At 68.8% G+C, this 16,538-nt stretch carries 14 protein-coding genes and 2 pseudogenes; 9 read left to right on the forward strand and 7 right to left on the reverse strand.

The window, feature by feature from the left end:
• Positions 1–38 precede the first annotated feature (38 nt).
• From ACZ69M_RS27195 to ACZ69M_RS27205, 3 genes are read left to right on the forward strand one after another with little or no spacing between them, the layout of a single operon-like run.
• Entirely contained in the window at positions 39–1,715 is a 1,677-nt protein-coding gene (locus tag ACZ69M_RS27195; RefSeq protein ID WP_470053759.1) for an NAD(P)/FAD-dependent oxidoreductase, read from the forward strand.
• Positions 1,712–3,160, forward strand: coding sequence for an ATP-binding protein (locus ACZ69M_RS27200; protein ID WP_470053761.1), 1,449 nt, complete (start codon positions 1,712–1,714; stop codon positions 3,158–3,160). The genes ACZ69M_RS27195 and ACZ69M_RS27200 overlap by 4 nt, the downstream gene beginning before the upstream one ends.
• Positions 3,157–3,507, forward strand: coding sequence for a UBP-type zinc finger domain-containing protein (locus ACZ69M_RS27205; RefSeq protein ID WP_470053763.1), 351 nt, complete (start codon positions 3,157–3,159; stop codon positions 3,505–3,507). Before ACZ69M_RS27200 ends, ACZ69M_RS27205 begins: the two co-directional genes overlap by 4 nt.
• Before the next feature lie 41 nt (positions 3,508–3,548).
• Here ACZ69M_RS27205 and ACZ69M_RS27210 read toward each other — a convergent pair whose 3' ends face one another.
• Positions 3,549–4,049, reverse strand: coding sequence for a VOC family protein (locus tag ACZ69M_RS27210; protein ID WP_470053765.1), 501 nt, complete (start codon positions 4,047–4,049; stop codon positions 3,549–3,551).
• A gap of 568 nt (positions 4,050–4,617) precedes the next feature.
• On the opposite strand from ACZ69M_RS27210, the gene ACZ69M_RS27215 reads away from it, so the two are divergent.
• Positions 4,618–5,031, forward strand: a complete 414-nt coding sequence (locus ACZ69M_RS27215) for a hypothetical protein (protein WP_470053767.1) — start codon at positions 4,618–4,620, stop codon at positions 5,029–5,031.
• 223 nt (positions 5,032–5,254) lie between these two features.
• On the opposite strand, the gene ACZ69M_RS27220 is transcribed toward ACZ69M_RS27215, so the two are convergent.
• The 5 genes and pseudogenes from ACZ69M_RS27220 to ACZ69M_RS27240 form a co-directional block, all read right to left on the reverse strand.
• A complete protein-coding gene (locus tag ACZ69M_RS27220; RefSeq protein ID WP_470053769.1) occupies positions 5,255–6,211 on the reverse strand; it encodes an aldo/keto reductase in 957 nt (318 codons plus the stop codon).
• 276 nt (positions 6,212–6,487) lie between these two features.
• The gene (locus ACZ69M_RS27225) at positions 6,488–6,655 is read right to left on the reverse strand and encodes a hypothetical protein (protein ID WP_470053770.1); all 168 of its coding nucleotides are present in this window, start codon (positions 6,653–6,655) and stop codon (positions 6,488–6,490) included.
• A 714-nt stretch (positions 6,656–7,369) separates the two neighbouring features.
• Positions 7,370–7,651, reverse strand: a pseudogene (locus ACZ69M_RS27230) (DUF5926 family protein); the annotation flags it as partial.
• A gap of 449 nt (positions 7,652–8,100) precedes the next feature.
• The gene (locus ACZ69M_RS27235) at positions 8,101–8,649 is read right to left on the reverse strand and encodes a hypothetical protein (protein WP_470053772.1); all 549 of its coding nucleotides are present in this window, start codon (positions 8,647–8,649) and stop codon (positions 8,101–8,103) included.
• Between the two features lie 87 nt (positions 8,650–8,736).
• The gene (locus ACZ69M_RS27240) at positions 8,737–9,528 is read right to left on the reverse strand and encodes an IS5 family transposase (RefSeq protein WP_470053774.1); all 792 of its coding nucleotides are present in this window, start codon (positions 9,526–9,528) and stop codon (positions 8,737–8,739) included.
• A 143-nt stretch (positions 9,529–9,671) separates the two neighbouring features.
• On the opposite strand from ACZ69M_RS27240, the gene ACZ69M_RS27245 reads away from it, so the two are divergent.
• Entirely contained in the window at positions 9,672–10,208 is a 537-nt protein-coding gene (locus tag ACZ69M_RS27245; RefSeq protein ID WP_470053776.1) for a GNAT family N-acetyltransferase, read from the forward strand.
• 8 nt (positions 10,209–10,216) lie between these two features.
• On the opposite strand, the pseudogene ACZ69M_RS27250 reads toward ACZ69M_RS27245, so the two are convergent.
• Positions 10,217–10,765: pseudogene (locus ACZ69M_RS27250) on the reverse strand (sensor histidine kinase); the annotation flags it as partial.
• 451 nt (positions 10,766–11,216) lie between these two features.
• Between ACZ69M_RS27250 and ACZ69M_RS27255 the strand changes: the two are divergent.
• The 4 genes from ACZ69M_RS27255 to ACZ69M_RS27270 all read left to right on the forward strand — a co-directional run bounded on the left by ACZ69M_RS27255 (position 11,217) and on the right by ACZ69M_RS27270 (position 16,481).
• A complete protein-coding gene (locus ACZ69M_RS27255) occupies positions 11,217–11,861 on the forward strand; it encodes a dihydrofolate reductase family protein (protein ID WP_470053778.1) in 645 nt (214 codons plus the stop codon).
• 583 nt (positions 11,862–12,444) lie between these two features.
• Entirely contained in the window at positions 12,445–13,680 is a 1,236-nt protein-coding gene (locus ACZ69M_RS27260) for an epoxide hydrolase family protein (RefSeq protein WP_470053780.1), read from the forward strand.
• Between the two features lie 990 nt (positions 13,681–14,670).
• Positions 14,671–15,582, forward strand: coding sequence for an ADP-ribosylglycohydrolase family protein (locus tag ACZ69M_RS27265; protein ID WP_470053782.1), 912 nt, complete (start codon positions 14,671–14,673; stop codon positions 15,580–15,582).
• Between the two features lie 401 nt (positions 15,583–15,983).
• Positions 15,984–16,481, forward strand: coding sequence for a pyridoxamine 5'-phosphate oxidase family protein (locus ACZ69M_RS27270; protein WP_470053894.1), 498 nt, complete (start codon positions 15,984–15,986; stop codon positions 16,479–16,481).
• Positions 16,482–16,538 lie beyond the last annotated feature (57 nt).

A 16,538-nucleotide genomic window follows, 5' to 3' on the forward strand; every position in this document is an offset into this window, starting at 1 on the left:
ATTGAGTCCGACACTGTCCTGCTCGGGGTGGGAGACGTATGGCACAGGCCGCCGCTACAGCGCGGACCGTCATTCTGACCGTGGATGACGATCCCGGGGTGTCGCGCGCCGTGGCGCGCGACCTCAGGCGCCGCTACGGCGAGTCGCACCGGATCGTGCGCGCGGAGTCCGGGGAGACCGCGCTGGACGCGCTCAAGGAGCTGAAGCTGCGGGGCGACCAGGTGGCGGTGATCCTCGCCGACTACCGGATGCCGCAGATGAACGGCATCGAGTTCCTGGAACAGGCGCTCGACGTGTACCCCGGCGCACGCAGGGTGCTGCTGACCGCGTACGCGGACACGAACGCGGCGATCGACGCGATCAACGTGATCGATCTGGACCACTATCTGCTCAAGCCGTGGGATCCGCCGGAGGAGAAGCTCTATCCGGTCCTGGACGATCTGCTGGACGCCTGGCGGGCCAGCGACTACCGGCCCGTGGCGACCTGCAAGGTGGTCGGGCACCGGTGGTCGGCGCGCTCCTCGGACGTACGGGAGTTCCTGGCCCGCAACCAGGTGCCCTACCGCTGGTACTCGTCCGACACGCCGGAGGGACAGCGACTGCTGTCCGCGGCCGGTCAGGACGGGGAGCGGCTGCCACTGGTGATCACGCCGGACGGTACGCCGCTGGTCGAGCCCGATGACCCGGATCTCGCGGCGCGGGTCGGCCTGGCCACGACGCCGACATCGGAGTTCTACGACCTCGTCGTCATCGGCGGCGGTCCGGCCGGCCTCGGAGCCGCCGTGTACGGCGCGTCCGAGGGGCTGCGGACCGTGCTCGTGGAGCGCTCGGCTACCGGCGGGCAGGCCGGGCAGAGCTCGCGCATCGAGAACTACCTCGGCTTCCCGGACGGGGTGTCCGGTGGCCAGCTCACGGACCGGGCGCGGCGGCAGGCGGCGAAGTTCGGCGCCGAGATCCTCACCGCGCGCGAGGTGACCGGCCTCGAGGTCACCGGAGCGTCCCGCACCATCCGCTTCTCGGACGGCTCGGCGATCTCCGCTCACGCGGTGATCCTGGCGACCGGTGTCTCGTACCGGGAGTTGCAGGCTCCCGGCCTGGCCGATCTCACCGGGTGCGGCGTCTTCTACGGTTCGGCGCTGACCGAGGCGGCCGCCTGCCAGGGCCACGACGTGTACATCGTGGGCGGGGCGAACTCGGCCGGGCAGGCCGCCATGTACCTGTCGCGCGGCGCGAAGTCGGTCACCCTCCTCGTACGGGGAACCTCGTTGTCGGCCTCGATGTCGCACTATCTGATCCAGCAGATCGAGGAGGCACCCAACATCACGGTGCGCACCTGCACGGTCGTCGACGCGGCGCACGGCACGGACCATCTGGAGCAGCTCACCCTGCGGGACGTGACGAGCGGGCACACCGAACTCGTCGACGCGCAGTGGATGTTCGTGTTCATCGGCGCGGCCCCGCTCACCGACTGGCTGGAGGGTACGGTGCTGCGGGACGGGCGCGGATTCATCCCGGCGGGTCCCGACATGACCATCGACGGGCAGCCGCCCAAGGGCTGGGAACTGGACCGGCCGCCGTACCACCTGGAGACCAACATTCCCGGCGTGTTCGTGGCCGGGGACGCGCGTGCCGAGTCCGCGAAGCGGGTCGCTTCCGCGGTCGGAGAGGGAGCCATGGCCGTCATGCTCGTCCACCGTTACCTGGAGCAGTCATGAGCGGGCGGCCGATGCCGTGCGACATGGGGGAACTGAGCACGCTGTTCCTGTTCGAGAAGCTGGACGCGGACCAGCTGGGGCGGCTGTGCCGGGAAGGCCGGGTGGAGGAGTTCGATCCCGGTCCCGTCTACATCGAGGGCGATCCGGCCACCTGCTTCTTCGTGCTCCTCGAAGGCACCCTGGTGATGTCGCGCCGGGTCGGGGGCGACGACGTGGAGACCACCCGCAGCTCCCAGCGCGGGGTGTACGCGGGAGCCACCCAGGCCTATGTGAGCAAGCCGGATCAGGCGCTCTACAAGGGCTCCCTCCGCGTCACCGTGCCCTCCCGGTTCTTCGTCCTGCCCGCCGAGACCTTCTCCTCGATCATGCAGGACTGGTTCCCCATGGCCGTGCACCTGCTGGAAGGGCTGTTCTACGGCAGCCAGAACATCCAGCGGGCCGTCGGGCAGCGCGAGCGACTGCTGGCGCTCGGTTCGCTGTCGGCCGGGCTGACGCACGAGCTCAACAATCCGGCCGCGGCGGCGGTCCGGGCCACCTCCGCGCTGCGGGAGCGGGTCGCGAAGATGCGGCAGAAGCTCGGCGTGATCGCCGCGGGCCCCTACAAGCGCCACACTCTGGAAATCCTGGTCGAGATCCAGGAGCGCACCGCCGAGCGGGTCGCCAAGGCCACGCCGCTGAGCCCGTTGGAGGCCTCCGACCGGGAGGACGCGCTCGCCGACTGGCTGGACGACCATGACATCGCGGGCGGCTGGCAGCTCGCGCCGACGTTCGTGCAGGCGGGGCTGGACACGGACTGGCTGGACCAGGTCGCGGCGGCCGTGGACGAGGAGACGCTCCAGGGCGCGGTCCACTGGCTGAACTACACCGTGGAGACCGAGCTCCTCATGAACGAGATCGAGGACTCCACGACCCGTATCACGCACCTCGTGGACGCGGCCAAGCAGTACTCGCAGCTCGACCGCGCGCCGTATCAGGTCGTCGACGTCCACGAACTGCTGGACAGCACGCTGATGATGCTCTCCGGGAAGATCGGCTCCGGCGTCAAGGTCGTCAAGGAGTTCGACCGTACGCTGCCGAAGATCCCCGCGTATCCGGGCGAGTTGAACCAGGTGTGGACGAACCTCATCGACAACGCCGTCTCGGCGATGGACGGCGAGGGGACCCTGACCGTGCGCACCGCACTCGACCACGACGACCTGCTCGTCGAATTCCGCGACACCGGTCCCGGGGTACCGCCCGAGATCCGCGACCGCATCTTCGACCCGTTCTTCACCACCAAGCCGGTCGGTGAGGGGACGGGGCTCGGTCTGGACATCTCGTTTCGGATCGTTGTCAACAAGCACCACGGGAGCATTCACGTGCAGTCCGTCCCGGGCGACACCTGTTTCCAGGTGCGCCTTCCCCTGACCGCCGCGGACACCGAAACACCCGAGGAGTCTTCATGAGCCTGCCCGCCGGAATCGATCCGAGTGTCCCGCCGAGCGGTCCGGGGTGCGGGGACTGCGACGCCGCCGGCGGCTGGTGGTTCCACCTGCGCCGTTGTGCGCAGTGCGGCCACATCGGCTGCTGCGACGACTCGCCGGCCAAGCACGCCACGGCGCACGCGAAGAGCACCGGCCATCCCATCATCCGCAGTTTCGAACCCGGCGAGGCCTGGTTCTGGAACTTCGACACGTCCGAGCTGTACGAGTCCGGCCCCGACCTCGCTCCCCCGCTGAGCCACCCCGAGGACCAGCCGACACCGGGTCCCGCGGGACGGGTGCCGGCGAACTGGGCGAGCTCGCTGGGCTGACCTGCCGGCGCGTTCCGTCAGCCGCGTGCCTTCAGCGGACGTCAGCGCACTGAGTGGCCGTACATCTCGCCCAAGGGTTCGGCGAGGAGTTCGACGCGGGCGCCGTCGGGGTCGCGGAAGTAGAGCGAAGTGCCGCTCTCCTCCTCGTAGTCGACCCCGGCGGCGTCGAGTCGTTCGCGCAGCCGCTGCCAAGTGGTGGGGTCGACGGAGATGGCCAGGTGGTGCAGTCCACCGAGCACCTCGGCGTAGGGGCCGAGGTCGAGGCCGGGGAAGTCGAAAAAGGCCAGCAGGTTGCCGTTGCCGACATCGAAGAAGAAGTGGGTGGAGCCCTTGTAGTCGCGGTTCTCGATCACCTCGGTGAGCGGGAACTCCAGGATGCCCTGGTAGAAGCGGACGGTCCGCTCGACGTCGGCGGAGAGCAGCGCCACGTGGTGCACTCCGCGTGCGGAACTCGCCGGCCGGTCCGAGGCCAGATGCGTGTCGCGGATGCGCGTACGCTCCGCCTCGATCGCCGCGAGGTCCAGGGGCTCCAGCGCAGTCATGGGAAGCTCCGTCCGCCATTCAACCACTTTGTCCTCACTCTAGACCTCACGCCCGCACGTGTGCCACCGGTCGTGGCCGCCACGGTGCCCTCGATCGGTCGCCCCCGGGGCGCCGAAGCCCCGCTGGCCATCACCGCCACCGCGGCGGAGAGCACGTGGGCGCACACGCGGCATCAAGGCGACCATCCCGGTCCGGGCCGACCGAGTCCGCAACCGGCTCAAGCGGCACCGCGCGCTCGCCACGAGGCACGACAGACTCGCCGTCCGTTACGAGGCGACCGCGCTGGCCACTGCCTTCAACGACTGGCTGTGACCAGCACTTTCGCAACAGACCCTGACGATCTCGCGCTAGGAACCGCGGCGAAGCACAGGCTCGTCTTCGTCGACCGGCTGCCGACCACGCGGGTGAGTCCGCGCCATGGCACCACTCACGACGTGCCGACCTGCTGGTTCGGTGTGGACCGCTCCACCTTCACGCGCACAATCGGCGAGGTGCGGCCCCTGCCGGCGCAACGGGGCTGCAGCGTCTCGCCGAAATTCCGCGTGGCAGTCGTTGGTGTTCCCGCCCGTGAGCACGAAGGCGAGCGCCGGCGGCGCCGACAACACCGGCACCACCTGTTCCGTCACGGGGACCGGTGGCACGGGAACCCGGGTCGTCACCACTCTCCCGCACACCGCCACACCGACGACCTTCACCGTCAACGTCGGCGGTACCGGCGGCAAAGGCTGCAACGGCACCGGGACGCCGGGGGCCGGCGGGTTCAACGGCGGCGCCCCAGGTGGGAGTTTTCCGCTCAGTGGCTTTCATTTTGAAGGTCCGGGTGGGGGCGGTGCCTCCAGCATCAGCACGGGCGGCTCCTTGCTGGTGGTCGCCGGTGGCAGCGGTGCCGCGGGAAGTGCCACCGGCTCTGGAGCTTCGCCGGGGCAGGGCGGGGGCGGTGGCAGCACCACCACCAGCACCGGCGGGGCCGCCGGCACCTGACGGCGGCCCTCTTCGGGGGCGGGAGACACGGAGATCGACTGCAACTGGCAAAACCCCGTGGTCAACCGCCGGGCGCCCTCCAGCGGCACGCGCGTCGACGTCGTCAACTCCCCATGAGGCTGCGCTGAACTGCAGAGCCTGAGCCGTTCCCGGCAAGATCCCGAAGACTGTCGTACGGGGCTCTGGCGCCAGGCGACTCGTGGGCGCCTGCTGACGGACCCTCTCAGTCCACGCGGTGGCCGGCAGAACGGATTCCGACCGGCAACGGGCCACTGTGCGCGGCCGGCCGCAGTGAGGTGAGGCGCGCCATCTCCTCCTCCGAGAGCCGCAGCGTGCCGGCCGCCATGTTCTGCGCGAGGTGGTCCGGATCACCGGTGCCCGGGATCGCCAGCACATGCGGCCCCTGCTGCAAGGTCCAGGCCAGCCGGACCTGCGCGACGGACACACCATGCGCGCGGGCGACGGCACGCACCGCCTCGCTGTCACGGGCGGCCGGACCCGCCTCCCGCCCGGAACCGGCGATCGCGAAGAACGCGACGAAAGCGAGGCCGAGTTCACCGCAGAGCCGCAGGAGAGCCCGATCTTCGCTCAACTCACCGATGCCATAAGGATTCTGCACGCAGACGACAGGGGCGATGGCCCGGGCCTCGGCCAGTTGCTCGGACGTGACGTTGGAGATACCCAGGTGGCGGATCAGCCCGGCATCGCGCAGTTCGGCCAACGCGCCGAAGTGTTCGCCGATCGAGCCCGCCCGCCGACTCGGCGGCACGCGTAGGTTCACCACGTCCAGGTGATCGCGGCCGAGTTGGCGCAGGTTCTCCTCGACCTGGCCGCGCAACTGCGCCGGTGTGGCCCACCACCACGCGCCCGAGGCATCACGGCCCGGCCAGACCTTGGTGGTGATGACCAGATCCTCCGGGTACGGCGCCAGCGCCCGGTTGATCAGTTCGTTCGCGGAGCGCGTCGCCGAGAAGTAGAACGCGGCGGTGTCGATGTGGTTCACGCCGAGCTCGATCGCCCGCCGGAGCACGCCGATCGACCGTTCGCGGTCGCGCGGCTCGCCTCCATCGAAGGGCGCGGTACCGGTCAGGCGCATCGCCCCGAACCCGACGCGGTTGACGGTCAGGTCACCGAGTTGCCAAGTACCTGTGGCTGTCGCGGTGTTCGTCCGTGGGCCCATGACATGGATCTCCTCTTGCGGGATGGGAACTGGCAGCCGTAGGGCGGCGCGGCGCTTTCAGGTCGCTCGGTGGGTGAGTACCTTCGAAGCGGGCCCGCCGGTGCCGGGGCAGGCTGAACCCGGGCATGAAAAAAGCCTCCCCGGCGGATCGAAGTCCGCGCCGAGAAGGCTCACGTGATGACCGACATTCTAGCAGCGCGGACAGGGCATCCACCAACAGGGCGTCGGCGCCCTCCAAACTCCCCCAGGAGGGCGGCGCCGCTCGCCGGCGACCAGTCAGGACGCCGCGTTCATCACGTCGAATGCGCTCTGCCGGCAGACTGCGTCCGTGGAGTCGATCGGCCCGGCCCAGTGCGGTCCGTACACGTCGAGGGCATTGCGGTCGTCGGCGTAGCCGGAGTCGGCCTGCCGCGCGAGGTACGCGGTGCAGGAACGGTCGGACAACTGGGCGTTGAAGGCACTCAGACCGCGGACGTAGGCACCCTTGAAGATCAGCCCGTCGGCCCCGCAGCCGTTCGTCTCACACGGCTCGCGCAGGATTCCACCGGAGTTCAGCGATGCGGAGGTGGTCGAGACGTCACCGAACCTGCGGCCGATGGTCAGCAGGGCCGAATCCCCGGTCGCGCGCTAACTCGGCCAGTCCGCCGAGGAGTACGGAGAAGCGAAGCAACCACAACCTTTCGGTCGACTCGCGCACTCTTCCCCATCGGGCGGGAGAGCGCGACGAGTTGACCAGCGGATCGAGCTTGCCGTCTCAGTGGTGGATCAGGAGCTCCCGCAGCATGCGGAAGATGTTCGCGGTAGCCGAAGCTGCGGCCAGAACCACACCCCACCTCGGCTTGGAGTCATGTTGCTCCCTCTGCCGCGAGATACTGTCAGGGGACACCATGCATCACCTCTCTTGTGGTGATCTTCGGTGCCCGTCGGGGCCGATTAGGAGCTGTCCAGGCTGCTCGCTCCGACGGGCTTCTTTGTGTGGTTCAGAGAAGCACGAGATCGGCGGTTCGCAAATTCGATCGGGGCTTTCCAGGCACCGATGTACCTATCAAAAGCGCGACTCGTGACAGGAGTTAATCCCTACGCGCGGTACGCGCGTGCAGTGAGCCCGTGAGCACGGAAGGATCCCATGAGGCGTGCACCTTCACCCGTGTTCGGTCAGCTCTCCGCATGGACTCGCGCGAAGACGTCCAGCAGCTGCTCCTCCGGGTGCGGCATGACCCGGCGCAGGTGATTCTTGTCCGGCGACTCGCATCAGTACGCGGTATCCACGCCCGTGAGCTGCACGTTAGGGATTCCCTTGGCGCTCGCACGCTCCAGCGAGGCGGCAGCCTCCGGCGTGGCGCTCTCTGCGTCCAGGACCCAGAACTCCAAGCTGCTGTGTACAAGTGACTCGAACGCGCCTCAGGGCTCGAGTAGTTCCTGCAGCCGCGGAGCACCGGCTCCGGAAGGGGCGCAGTTCACGCGCGCCGACCGCTGATCTGAGCGTCCTTGGTATCCGTCCAGGGTCGCGTCTTGGCCATCGAGGGTGTCTTTCGATTGCGGCCCGTCTCGTACGGCGCTACGACAGTCAGCTCACCATGGCGGCGGACGAGGGAGTGTACGGGGTCAGGGAACCGTTGAATCGATTCCAGCCAGTTTCGGGGGTGAGGGAAGTTCGCCGCATTAGACAGTCCGGTAGGGGCTCCGGAACGAAGCCTTCTCACTAAGAACTCCTGGCAAAATGAACTGCTTGTGCCTTGTAGTGACGAGCTGTCAGTTCATGTGGAGAAACGTGCCGACACCTTCCATGGCGCCGCGTCGACAGCTTCGATCCGCATCCGGTTACGGGCGTGATCAGCTGCCATCCATCGGACTGACCGCGGTGTCACCCCCGTCTGCCCGATGGGCACTCAGCAACGCGACCACGCTTCTCGGGGTAGGAAGTGAGGGAGGTCGTCCAGTGCCTCACGGGGCACGAACACCGGTCGCGTGAGCAGGTGATCGCCTGCGCGCTGCACATCCAGAATGACGCCCAGCGATTCCGACCCAGGAACTCCAGCGTCCAGATACGAGAGCTCCGAATGCGGCTCGCGGGCCTCGGCACGGCCGATCATCCATTGCTCCAGAACGGAGGGGACCCGGCCGACCAGGGCTTCCCCCTCCACGAAGACTTGGGGTCCTCGCAGCGCATCGACCACGACGCCGGCCAGACGTTCCTCCCGGTAGTAGAGCTTCAAACCGAATTCTCGGTACTCGCCCTCCTCGACGGCGTCGACGGTCTCGCCCGCACGACGGCGAAACTTGTGACGCTGAGCTTCCCTGGTGGCACCACTCAGTACCTGCGACGTCTCGTCGGGACCCATACCGAACGCCAGCAGCCCCACACTCACGAACGGATCCAGAGTCCATTGCTGCCGTTCGTCATCCGCCAGCACATGCCACCACTCGAACATGACCACGGAGACTACGGCAGCGTCACGGACCCAGGGCCACCGGCCGCAGGGCCCGCCGGACAGGTCCTAGTCAACGGCGGTCTTCAGGCGACGTCAGCAGATGATGGCGCAGCCGAGAGTGAGGAAGGCTTCGTGGAGGTCTTCGCGGATCTCCCAGCGGGTGCGCAGGCGGCGGAACCAGTGCAGGAGCGCGAAGGCGGCTTCGACGACCCAGCGGCGCACGCCCAGGCCGGAGCCGTGCTCGGTCCCACGGCGAGCGATGACCGGGCGGATGCCCACCTCTCGCAGCTCGCGGCGGTAGACGTCGTAGTCGTAGCCGCGGTCGGCGTACAGCACCTTGGGGCGCCGCCGGGGACGCCCGCGCTTGCCCCGGACCGGAGGCACGGCATGGACCAGGGGCATGAGCTGGGTGACATCGTGGCGGTTGCCGCCGGTCAGCGAGGCGGCGAGCGGGATGCCGTGCGCCTCCACGATCACGTGGTGCTTGCTGCTCGTCCGTCCCCGGTCCACCGGTGACGGCCCCGTCTTCGCGCCGCCCTTCATCGCCCGCAGGTGCGAACCGTCGACCGCAGCCCGGGAGAAATCCAGCAGGCCGGCCGCCCGTAACTCGGCCAGCAGGAGTTCGTGCAACGCCTGCCACACCCCGGCCTCCTGCCAGTCCCGCAGCCTGCGCCAGCACGTACTCCCCGAGCCGTACCCCAGCTCCTGCGGCAGGAACTCCCACGGGATGCCCGTGTACAGCACAAACAGGATCCCGTTGAGCACCCGCCGGTCATGCAGCCGCTTACGCCCCGGATACCGCTGCCTGCGTTCGACCACCGGCAACAGCGGAGCGATCCGCTCCCACAGCCCGTCCTCGACCTCCCACGGCCGACACTGCCCCACACCCCACCCCGATCCATCGGATGCAGGCACAACTCCGACTGACAGTCTGTCATTCCAAGGCAACAGCCGGTCATTTTGCTAGGACTCCTAATAGGGCCATCTCTGAAGCTCCTGCCCGGAGGGCGTGCGATAGGTTGCCCGCCATGACTGAGCTTGGACCCGTCTCCTGGCCACCTGCTCCGATAAAGACCGAGCGGCTCGTGCTCCGTGAACCCGAGGCCCGGGACCGAGCGGCGGTCATCGAGCTGCTGGCCTCGCCAGAGGTGGGCACCTACCTCGGTGGTCCCCGCCCGCGTGACGAGCTCGAGCGGGCGGTGCCCGGGACGCCCAGCCGACGGCCCGGCCGTTTCACAGTCGATCTTGACGGAGCGATGATCGGCCAGATCACGCTCTACAGAGAAACGGGGCACCTTCGTCAGGCTGCTGGGAAGGCCGAGCTCGGCTATCTGTTCCTGCCGGAGGCGTGGGGTTGCGGGTACGCCGCCGAGGCGTGCGCAGCAGCACTCCAATGGTTCGCCGACGTGCTACCCGGCGAATCAGTGGTGCTCGCCACCCAGACCGCCAACGTCCGCTCGATGCGCCTCGCGGCAAAGCTGGGGTTCACCGAGGTGGAACGGTTTGAGGCCTACGGCGCCGAGCAGTGGTTCGGCATGTGGTCCCCGGTGGCGCCGTCCGATTGAGCTCGTGCTCGACAGCGCGGATCCATGAGGCCACCGATCGGTCGCAGGCCTCGGCGCGCCTGCTGCGCCCGGCGCCACTGCCCCGCGGTCCACGCCAGGACCACCGTCAGCAGATAGACCGCCAGCCCCGCGACGCCGCCCGCCCCGAACGCCAGCGGCGCCGGCAGGCACATCGCCACGAGCGCCCGCACCGAGACCCGCCGCGGTCTGGTGGCCGACAGCACGCAGAGGGCGAACTGCGCCGCGAGCAGCGCCCCCGTCAAGGTCACTGCGGGCAGCAGCGCCCACACCGCGAGCCCCGTCACCGCGTTCACAGCCAGTACGGCGACCGGGGCGCGCGCCTGCCACCTCAGGGCGCAGGTCTGCGTGAGGACCAGAGCCAGGGCCAGGGGCAGTAGTCGGCCGTGTTCCGCGCCGGCGACGAGCACCGAGGTGCCGAGGACGGAGAGCACCAGGCCGGCCGTCCCCCACCACAGCGCTCGGGCCGCCCGGGGCGACAGTTCGCCCCGTGCTTCCTGGGCGAACGAGTCGTCCTGCTGTCTGCTGCTGCGGGCCACGTTCCGACCCTACTCAGGAGGAACGCATGGGCGGTGGTGACCACGGCGACGTGGCGGTGCCGGCACACCCACTGCGCTCATCAGGTTCGTACGTCTCACTTCTGGAACTACTTGAGTAATCACCGTCGTCGTCGGGCAACTGTGGGTCTGTGCCGTACGCGAGCAGGGTCTCTGTCGCCGCTGTGTTCCGGCGATACCTCCGTCTGCAGGTGACCATCTCCCCCTGGATCGAGTGCGTGGGAGAGCACAGTCCGCCCGAAGCACCTTTCATTGGGGTCCGTCCGCTCCAGACGCGAGAAGATTGGTGAGCGCCTCGTAGTCGCTGCCCTCCATGGCGCGATGTGCAGGTGTTCAGGACGCGTACGAAGCCGGGTGCCGTCGCAGCGATGAGTCTGCCGGTGCCCGCAGGTCTACCTGCCGACCGAGACAACCAACTCATCGGGAGCAAGGCATGGGCCTCATCCACATCGAGCTGTTCGCAACCCTCGACCTCGTCGGGCAGGCGCCCGGCGGCCCCGATGAGGACCCGGTGGGGTTCCCGTTCGGCGGCTGGCAGGCGCCCCTGATGGACGAGGTCACCGCAGCGCAGATCGGTGCCGCGTACGAGGGCACGGACGCCCTCCTGCTCGGCCGGCGGACGTATGACATCTTCGCCGCCTACTGGCCGTACCAGGAGGGCGGCGAGGACAACGAGATCGCCACGCTCTTCAACAGCGTCCCGAAGTACGTGGCCTCCCGCGGCAAGCCCAATCTCTCGTGGGCCGGGTCCACTCAGCTCGGCCCGGATCTGGCCGGCGCGGTGCGCGAGATCCGTGACCGGCACGAGCACGTGAAGGTGGTCGGGAGCCTGAACCTGGTGCAGACCCTCCTGCGCGAGCAGCTCTTCGACCGGCTCGACCTCTGGGTGCACCCGATCGTGCTCGGCGTCGGGAAGAAGGTGTTCGACGGTGGCGCGGTGCCCACGAACATCACACTCCTCGAACCGCCGGTAGCCGGCCCGACGGGCACCGTGTACCTGCGCTACGGACTCGCCGGCGGCACCCCCGCGACAGGGGACATGAGCGCACCCGATCGCGGTACCGGGCGCGACGACTGAAGCCGCCCCGCGCCAGGTGGGTCCGTGTCGTCGGCGGTGTATCCGTCAGGTCGCCGCCGTCACGCAATGGTCTGGCGGGCCCCGAGGCCCTCAAGGAAGTCCCGTTATCGGGTCGCGGGCGGGCCGCTCGGGAAGTCGCGCCGGGGCACCGTCCCCGCCCATCCGTGCGCCTTCCAGTTGGTCCACGGCGTGATACTCCGGCTCGGCCGGTCCGGCGCGAATGACCCGAACCGCTGCCATCGCTGCGACTCCCACGGCTACGCCAACCCCGCTCATCTGCGGCAGGGCACCACCGCCGAGAACCGCGCAGAATGGGCAAGCCGGCACCGCACCCCACGGGGCCCGCTCGCAGACCTCCGCGGGCCGGCGGGACGCACCCGCGCAATCGCCGCAACCATCCGAGCCGGGCTCGCCGTCGGGGAGGGCCTCAGCGCGATCGCGGACCGGATTCGCACAGCAGAAGCCGCGGGACTTCCCCTCGCCCTATGGTGACAGCGCGGGCAACAGCCAACGCCAGGTGCACCGTTCGGCCTCTGGGCCGGCTGTCAGGCACCGCTTCCTCCACCCGATAAGGAACCACGCCATGACCACCCCGCACGCCTTCCCCTTGGAGCCCACCCCGATCCATGTGCCGGACGAGGTCCTCGATGACCTGCGCGCCCGTCTCACACTGACCCGTCCGCCGCTGGACGAGGGGAATGGGGACTGGTCCTACGGCGTCCCGGACAGTTATCTCCGTGAGCTGGTCGCCTACTGGCGGGACGCCTACGACTGGCGCAAGGCCGAGGCCGCCATCAACGCCTACGCGCACTACCAGGTGAGCGTCGCCGGTGTCCCCGTGCACTTCATGCGCAAGCCTGGCCACGGCCCCCGCCCGATCCCGTTGATCCTCACCCACGGCTGGCCGTGGACGTTCTGGCACTGGGCGAAGGTGATCGACCCGCTCGCCGACCCGGCCGCGTTCGGCGGTGACCCCGCCGACGCCTTCGACGTCATCGTGCCGTCCCTGCCCGGCTTCGGTTTCCCCGGCCCGCTCACCGGCTTTCCGGACGTCAACTTCTGGAAGGTCTCCGACCTCTGGCACACCCTGATGACCGAGACCCTGGGGTACGAGAAGTACGCCGCCGGGGGCTGCGACATCGGCGGGATCGTCACCAGCCAGCTCGGCCACAAGTACGCCGACGAGCTGTACGGCATCCACATCGGCTCCGGGCTGCCACTCGACTTCTTCACCGGCCCCCGCGCCTGGGACTTCGCCCGGAACCGGCCCCTCACTGACGACCAGCCCGCCGACGTCCGCGCCCGCATCATCGAGCTGGACCACCGCTCGGCGTCCCACCTCGCCGTGCACATGCTCGACGGCGCCACCCTGGCCCACGGGCTGAGCGACTCACCCACCGGACTGCTGGCCTGGCTGCTGGAACGCTGGAACGCCTGGAGCGACAACGGCGGTGACCTCGAATCCGTCTTCACCAAGGACGACCTGCTCACCCACGCCACGATCTACTGGGTGAACAACTCCATCGCCACGTCGATGCGTTACTACGCCAACGCCAACCGCTACCCCTGGGCCCCCGCCCACGACCGCACCCCGGTCGTGCAGGCCCCGGTCGGGCTCACCTTCGTCACCTACGAGAACCCGCCCGGGATCCACACCGCCACCGAGCGCGTCGAGGCGTTCAAGACCAGCCCGCAGGGCGACTGGTTCAACCACGTCAACGTCAACGCCCACGACCACGGCGGCCACTTCATCCCCTGGGAGAACCCCGCCGCCTGGGTGAACGACCTGCGCCGCACCTTCCACGGCCGCAGGCCCTGAACGACCTGCGGGATCGTCCTGGCCCGGACGTCAAGAGGGGGTTTCGCAGACCCCTGGGGCAGCTCCGCGCGGCCCTGCTTCGAGCAGGGCATCACGGTGACAAGAAAAGCAACTACGGCTGCCATGAGATGTGTTGGGGCTCGCGATCACCATTTGTTCAGTCGGTCAGCAGATCCAAGCTACAACGCAGGACATGGAGGACCCGCCCACCATCGCTGCCGCTGCCGCTGCCGCTGCCGCTCCAAGAATGTCCTGACCCGTCCGAGAGCGTCCGTACCGGCTGGCCAGTCGCCGGCTGATGTGGATGGTAGATGTCGAGACCAGTCCGCCTGGCCCGGACGATTTCGCAGGTTCCTGTTCACAGCACGAACCTGGCATGTGAGCGCGGACATTCATGACGGGGCGCAGCCGATTGCCGGACGGGCGGGATCCTGCTTCTGGGTGGCTGATCATCGCCCTCCCGTCACTGTGACTCCCGCGGCAGGGTCAGGGAACCGAAAGCGGCACGTGAGAGGGTTCCGCGGGCGCACGGATGTGGGACGCACTGATCGTCGCTGACGGTGCCCTGCTGACAGCTCTGGGCTGGACCGCCCTGGCCTGAGGCTCCCCCGCGACGTTTCTCCGCCTCGACATCATCTGCGCCTGGGCCTAGAACTCCTATCGGAACGAATTCAAGCGCCGCCGGCAGGTGGAGCGCCTCCAAGGATGAGGAACGCTTCGTAGGTGTCGTCGAGCATCTCCCAGCGGATCCGCACACGGCGGAACCAGCACAAGTGGGCGAACGCCCGCTCCACACCCCGAGGTTGAACAGCCAGGGCAGGGGACCCATACTCGGTACGACGGCGGGCGATGAGCGGCTTCCGGGTCTCAGACGAGGCAACGGTACTGGTCCCAGTGGTAACCGTGGTCGCCCAGCACCGTGTCCGGACTAGAAGCATGGCCGTGCCAAAACGGAGTGCCGGAGCGCCGTCGCGCTGTGATACTGCTCCGATGATCAACGTGCCTACCGCCGCAATGAACTCGCTGAACGGGCTTGCCTTCGGTGACGCCTTTGGTGACCTTTGGTTCGGCATCCTGCGCCGGGACGGTCCGGCAGTCCTTGAGGCGCGCACGCTACCCCGGGAGCCGCTGTGGCGATGGAGTGACGACACCGCCCAGGCGCTGGTTCTCGTCCGCGAACTCGCCGAGGGCGGCGGCACCGTCGACCAGGACCGCCTCGCCCTGCGCTTCGCGGCCGCCTACACCGACGACACGCACCGCGGCTACGGAGCCTCGATGCACGACGTGCTCCGTCGGATCGGCGCGGGCGAGCCCTGGCGGGAGGTGGTCGCCGGACAGTTCGGCGGCCAGGGTTCCTGGGGCAACGGGGCAGCCATGCGCGCCGCCCCGCTCGGCGCCTGGCACGCCGCCGACCTCGACGTGGTCGCCGAGGAGGCCGCCCGCCAGGGCGAGGTCTCGCACCACCACCCGGAGGCGGTCGCCGCGGCGGTGGCGGTCGCCCTCGCCGCGGCGCTGGCAACGCGCAGCCGGGGCGGGAACACTCCGGCACGGCCGGACTTCCTTCAGGCAGTCGCCGAGCGACTCCCCGACAGCGACGTCCGGTCAGGAGTGCGGGGCGCGGCCCGGATGCCGGAGCGCACCTCGGTTCGGCACGCCGCGGAGGTCCTGGGCTCCGGCTACAGAATGTCCGGGCCCGACACCGTCCCCTACGCTCTGTGGTGCGCGGCGGGGCACCTCGACGACCTGCACGAGGGCCTGTGGTTCACGGTCGCCGGGCGCGGTGATATCGACACCACCTGCGCTATCGCGGGCGGGGTGATCGCCGCTCGCACGGGAGTTGCCGCTCTCCCCGCTGCCTGGCACGCAGCCCGGGAACCGCTGCCTCCAGTCGTGTCGGAGTAGTCAATTCCCATACGCCGCATTCGCCTTTTGATCGTACGCAACTCTGCCGTCCGCCACTGGTGAGGGAGCCGCCGAGCGCCTGCCGGCCGGGCCCGCTCCGCGCGGTCTGCGCGCTGTCACAGGACATCCGAACCGCAGCGCCGATCAGGTGTAACGCGCATGGGATCGTGCCGAGGCCTGCCCGCGCAACGGTGCCATCGCGAGCTGCGCGGCGGCATCGCGCGCCACTGGGTGCCCCGCACGGCTTCGTCGGTCGATCTTCAGGTGCGGTGGCGATCGAGCTCAGACAATTTCGAGAACTCGCGCGTCTCGGATGTCGAGAACGTCCGGCCGACTCCGTCCCAGGGATACGAGCGGCCACGGACATGTCGCTCGACGACGCCGCCGAAGGAGCGATCACCATGCAACCGGCCGAGATCACCGAGATCCTGAACCGACCGATCAGCCAGGAGCTGCTGGCCCGCGACCTGACCCGCCTGGCCTACGTCGCCAAGGACGGCACACCGCGCAGTATCCCGATCGCGTTCACCTGGAACGGCTCGGATATCGTCCTGTGCACCACGAAGAACGCCCCGAAACTGCCCGCGCTGCGACAGAACCCGGTGGTCGCCCTGACCATCGACACCGAGGTCCACCCGCCGAAGATCCTGCTCATCCGCGGGCGGGCCGAGCTTGACGTCGTCGACGGCATCCCGGACGAGTACCTCCAGATGAACGGCAGTTACGAGATGACACCCGAGCAGCGCATCGAGTGGGAGGCCGAGGTCCACTCGCTCTACGACGGCATGGTCCGGATCGTCGTCACCCCGACCTGGGCGAAACTCATCGACTTCGAAACCACCCTGCCCACCGCGGTCGAAGAGCTGATCCGGCAACGGGCCGAACGTCAGCACGCTTGAGATCAATGCGACCAGAATCGGCCTTACCACTCCAAGGAAAGCCGTACCGGGCGGAGA

The organism is Streptomyces sp. NPDC107454 (assembly GCF_055582885.1).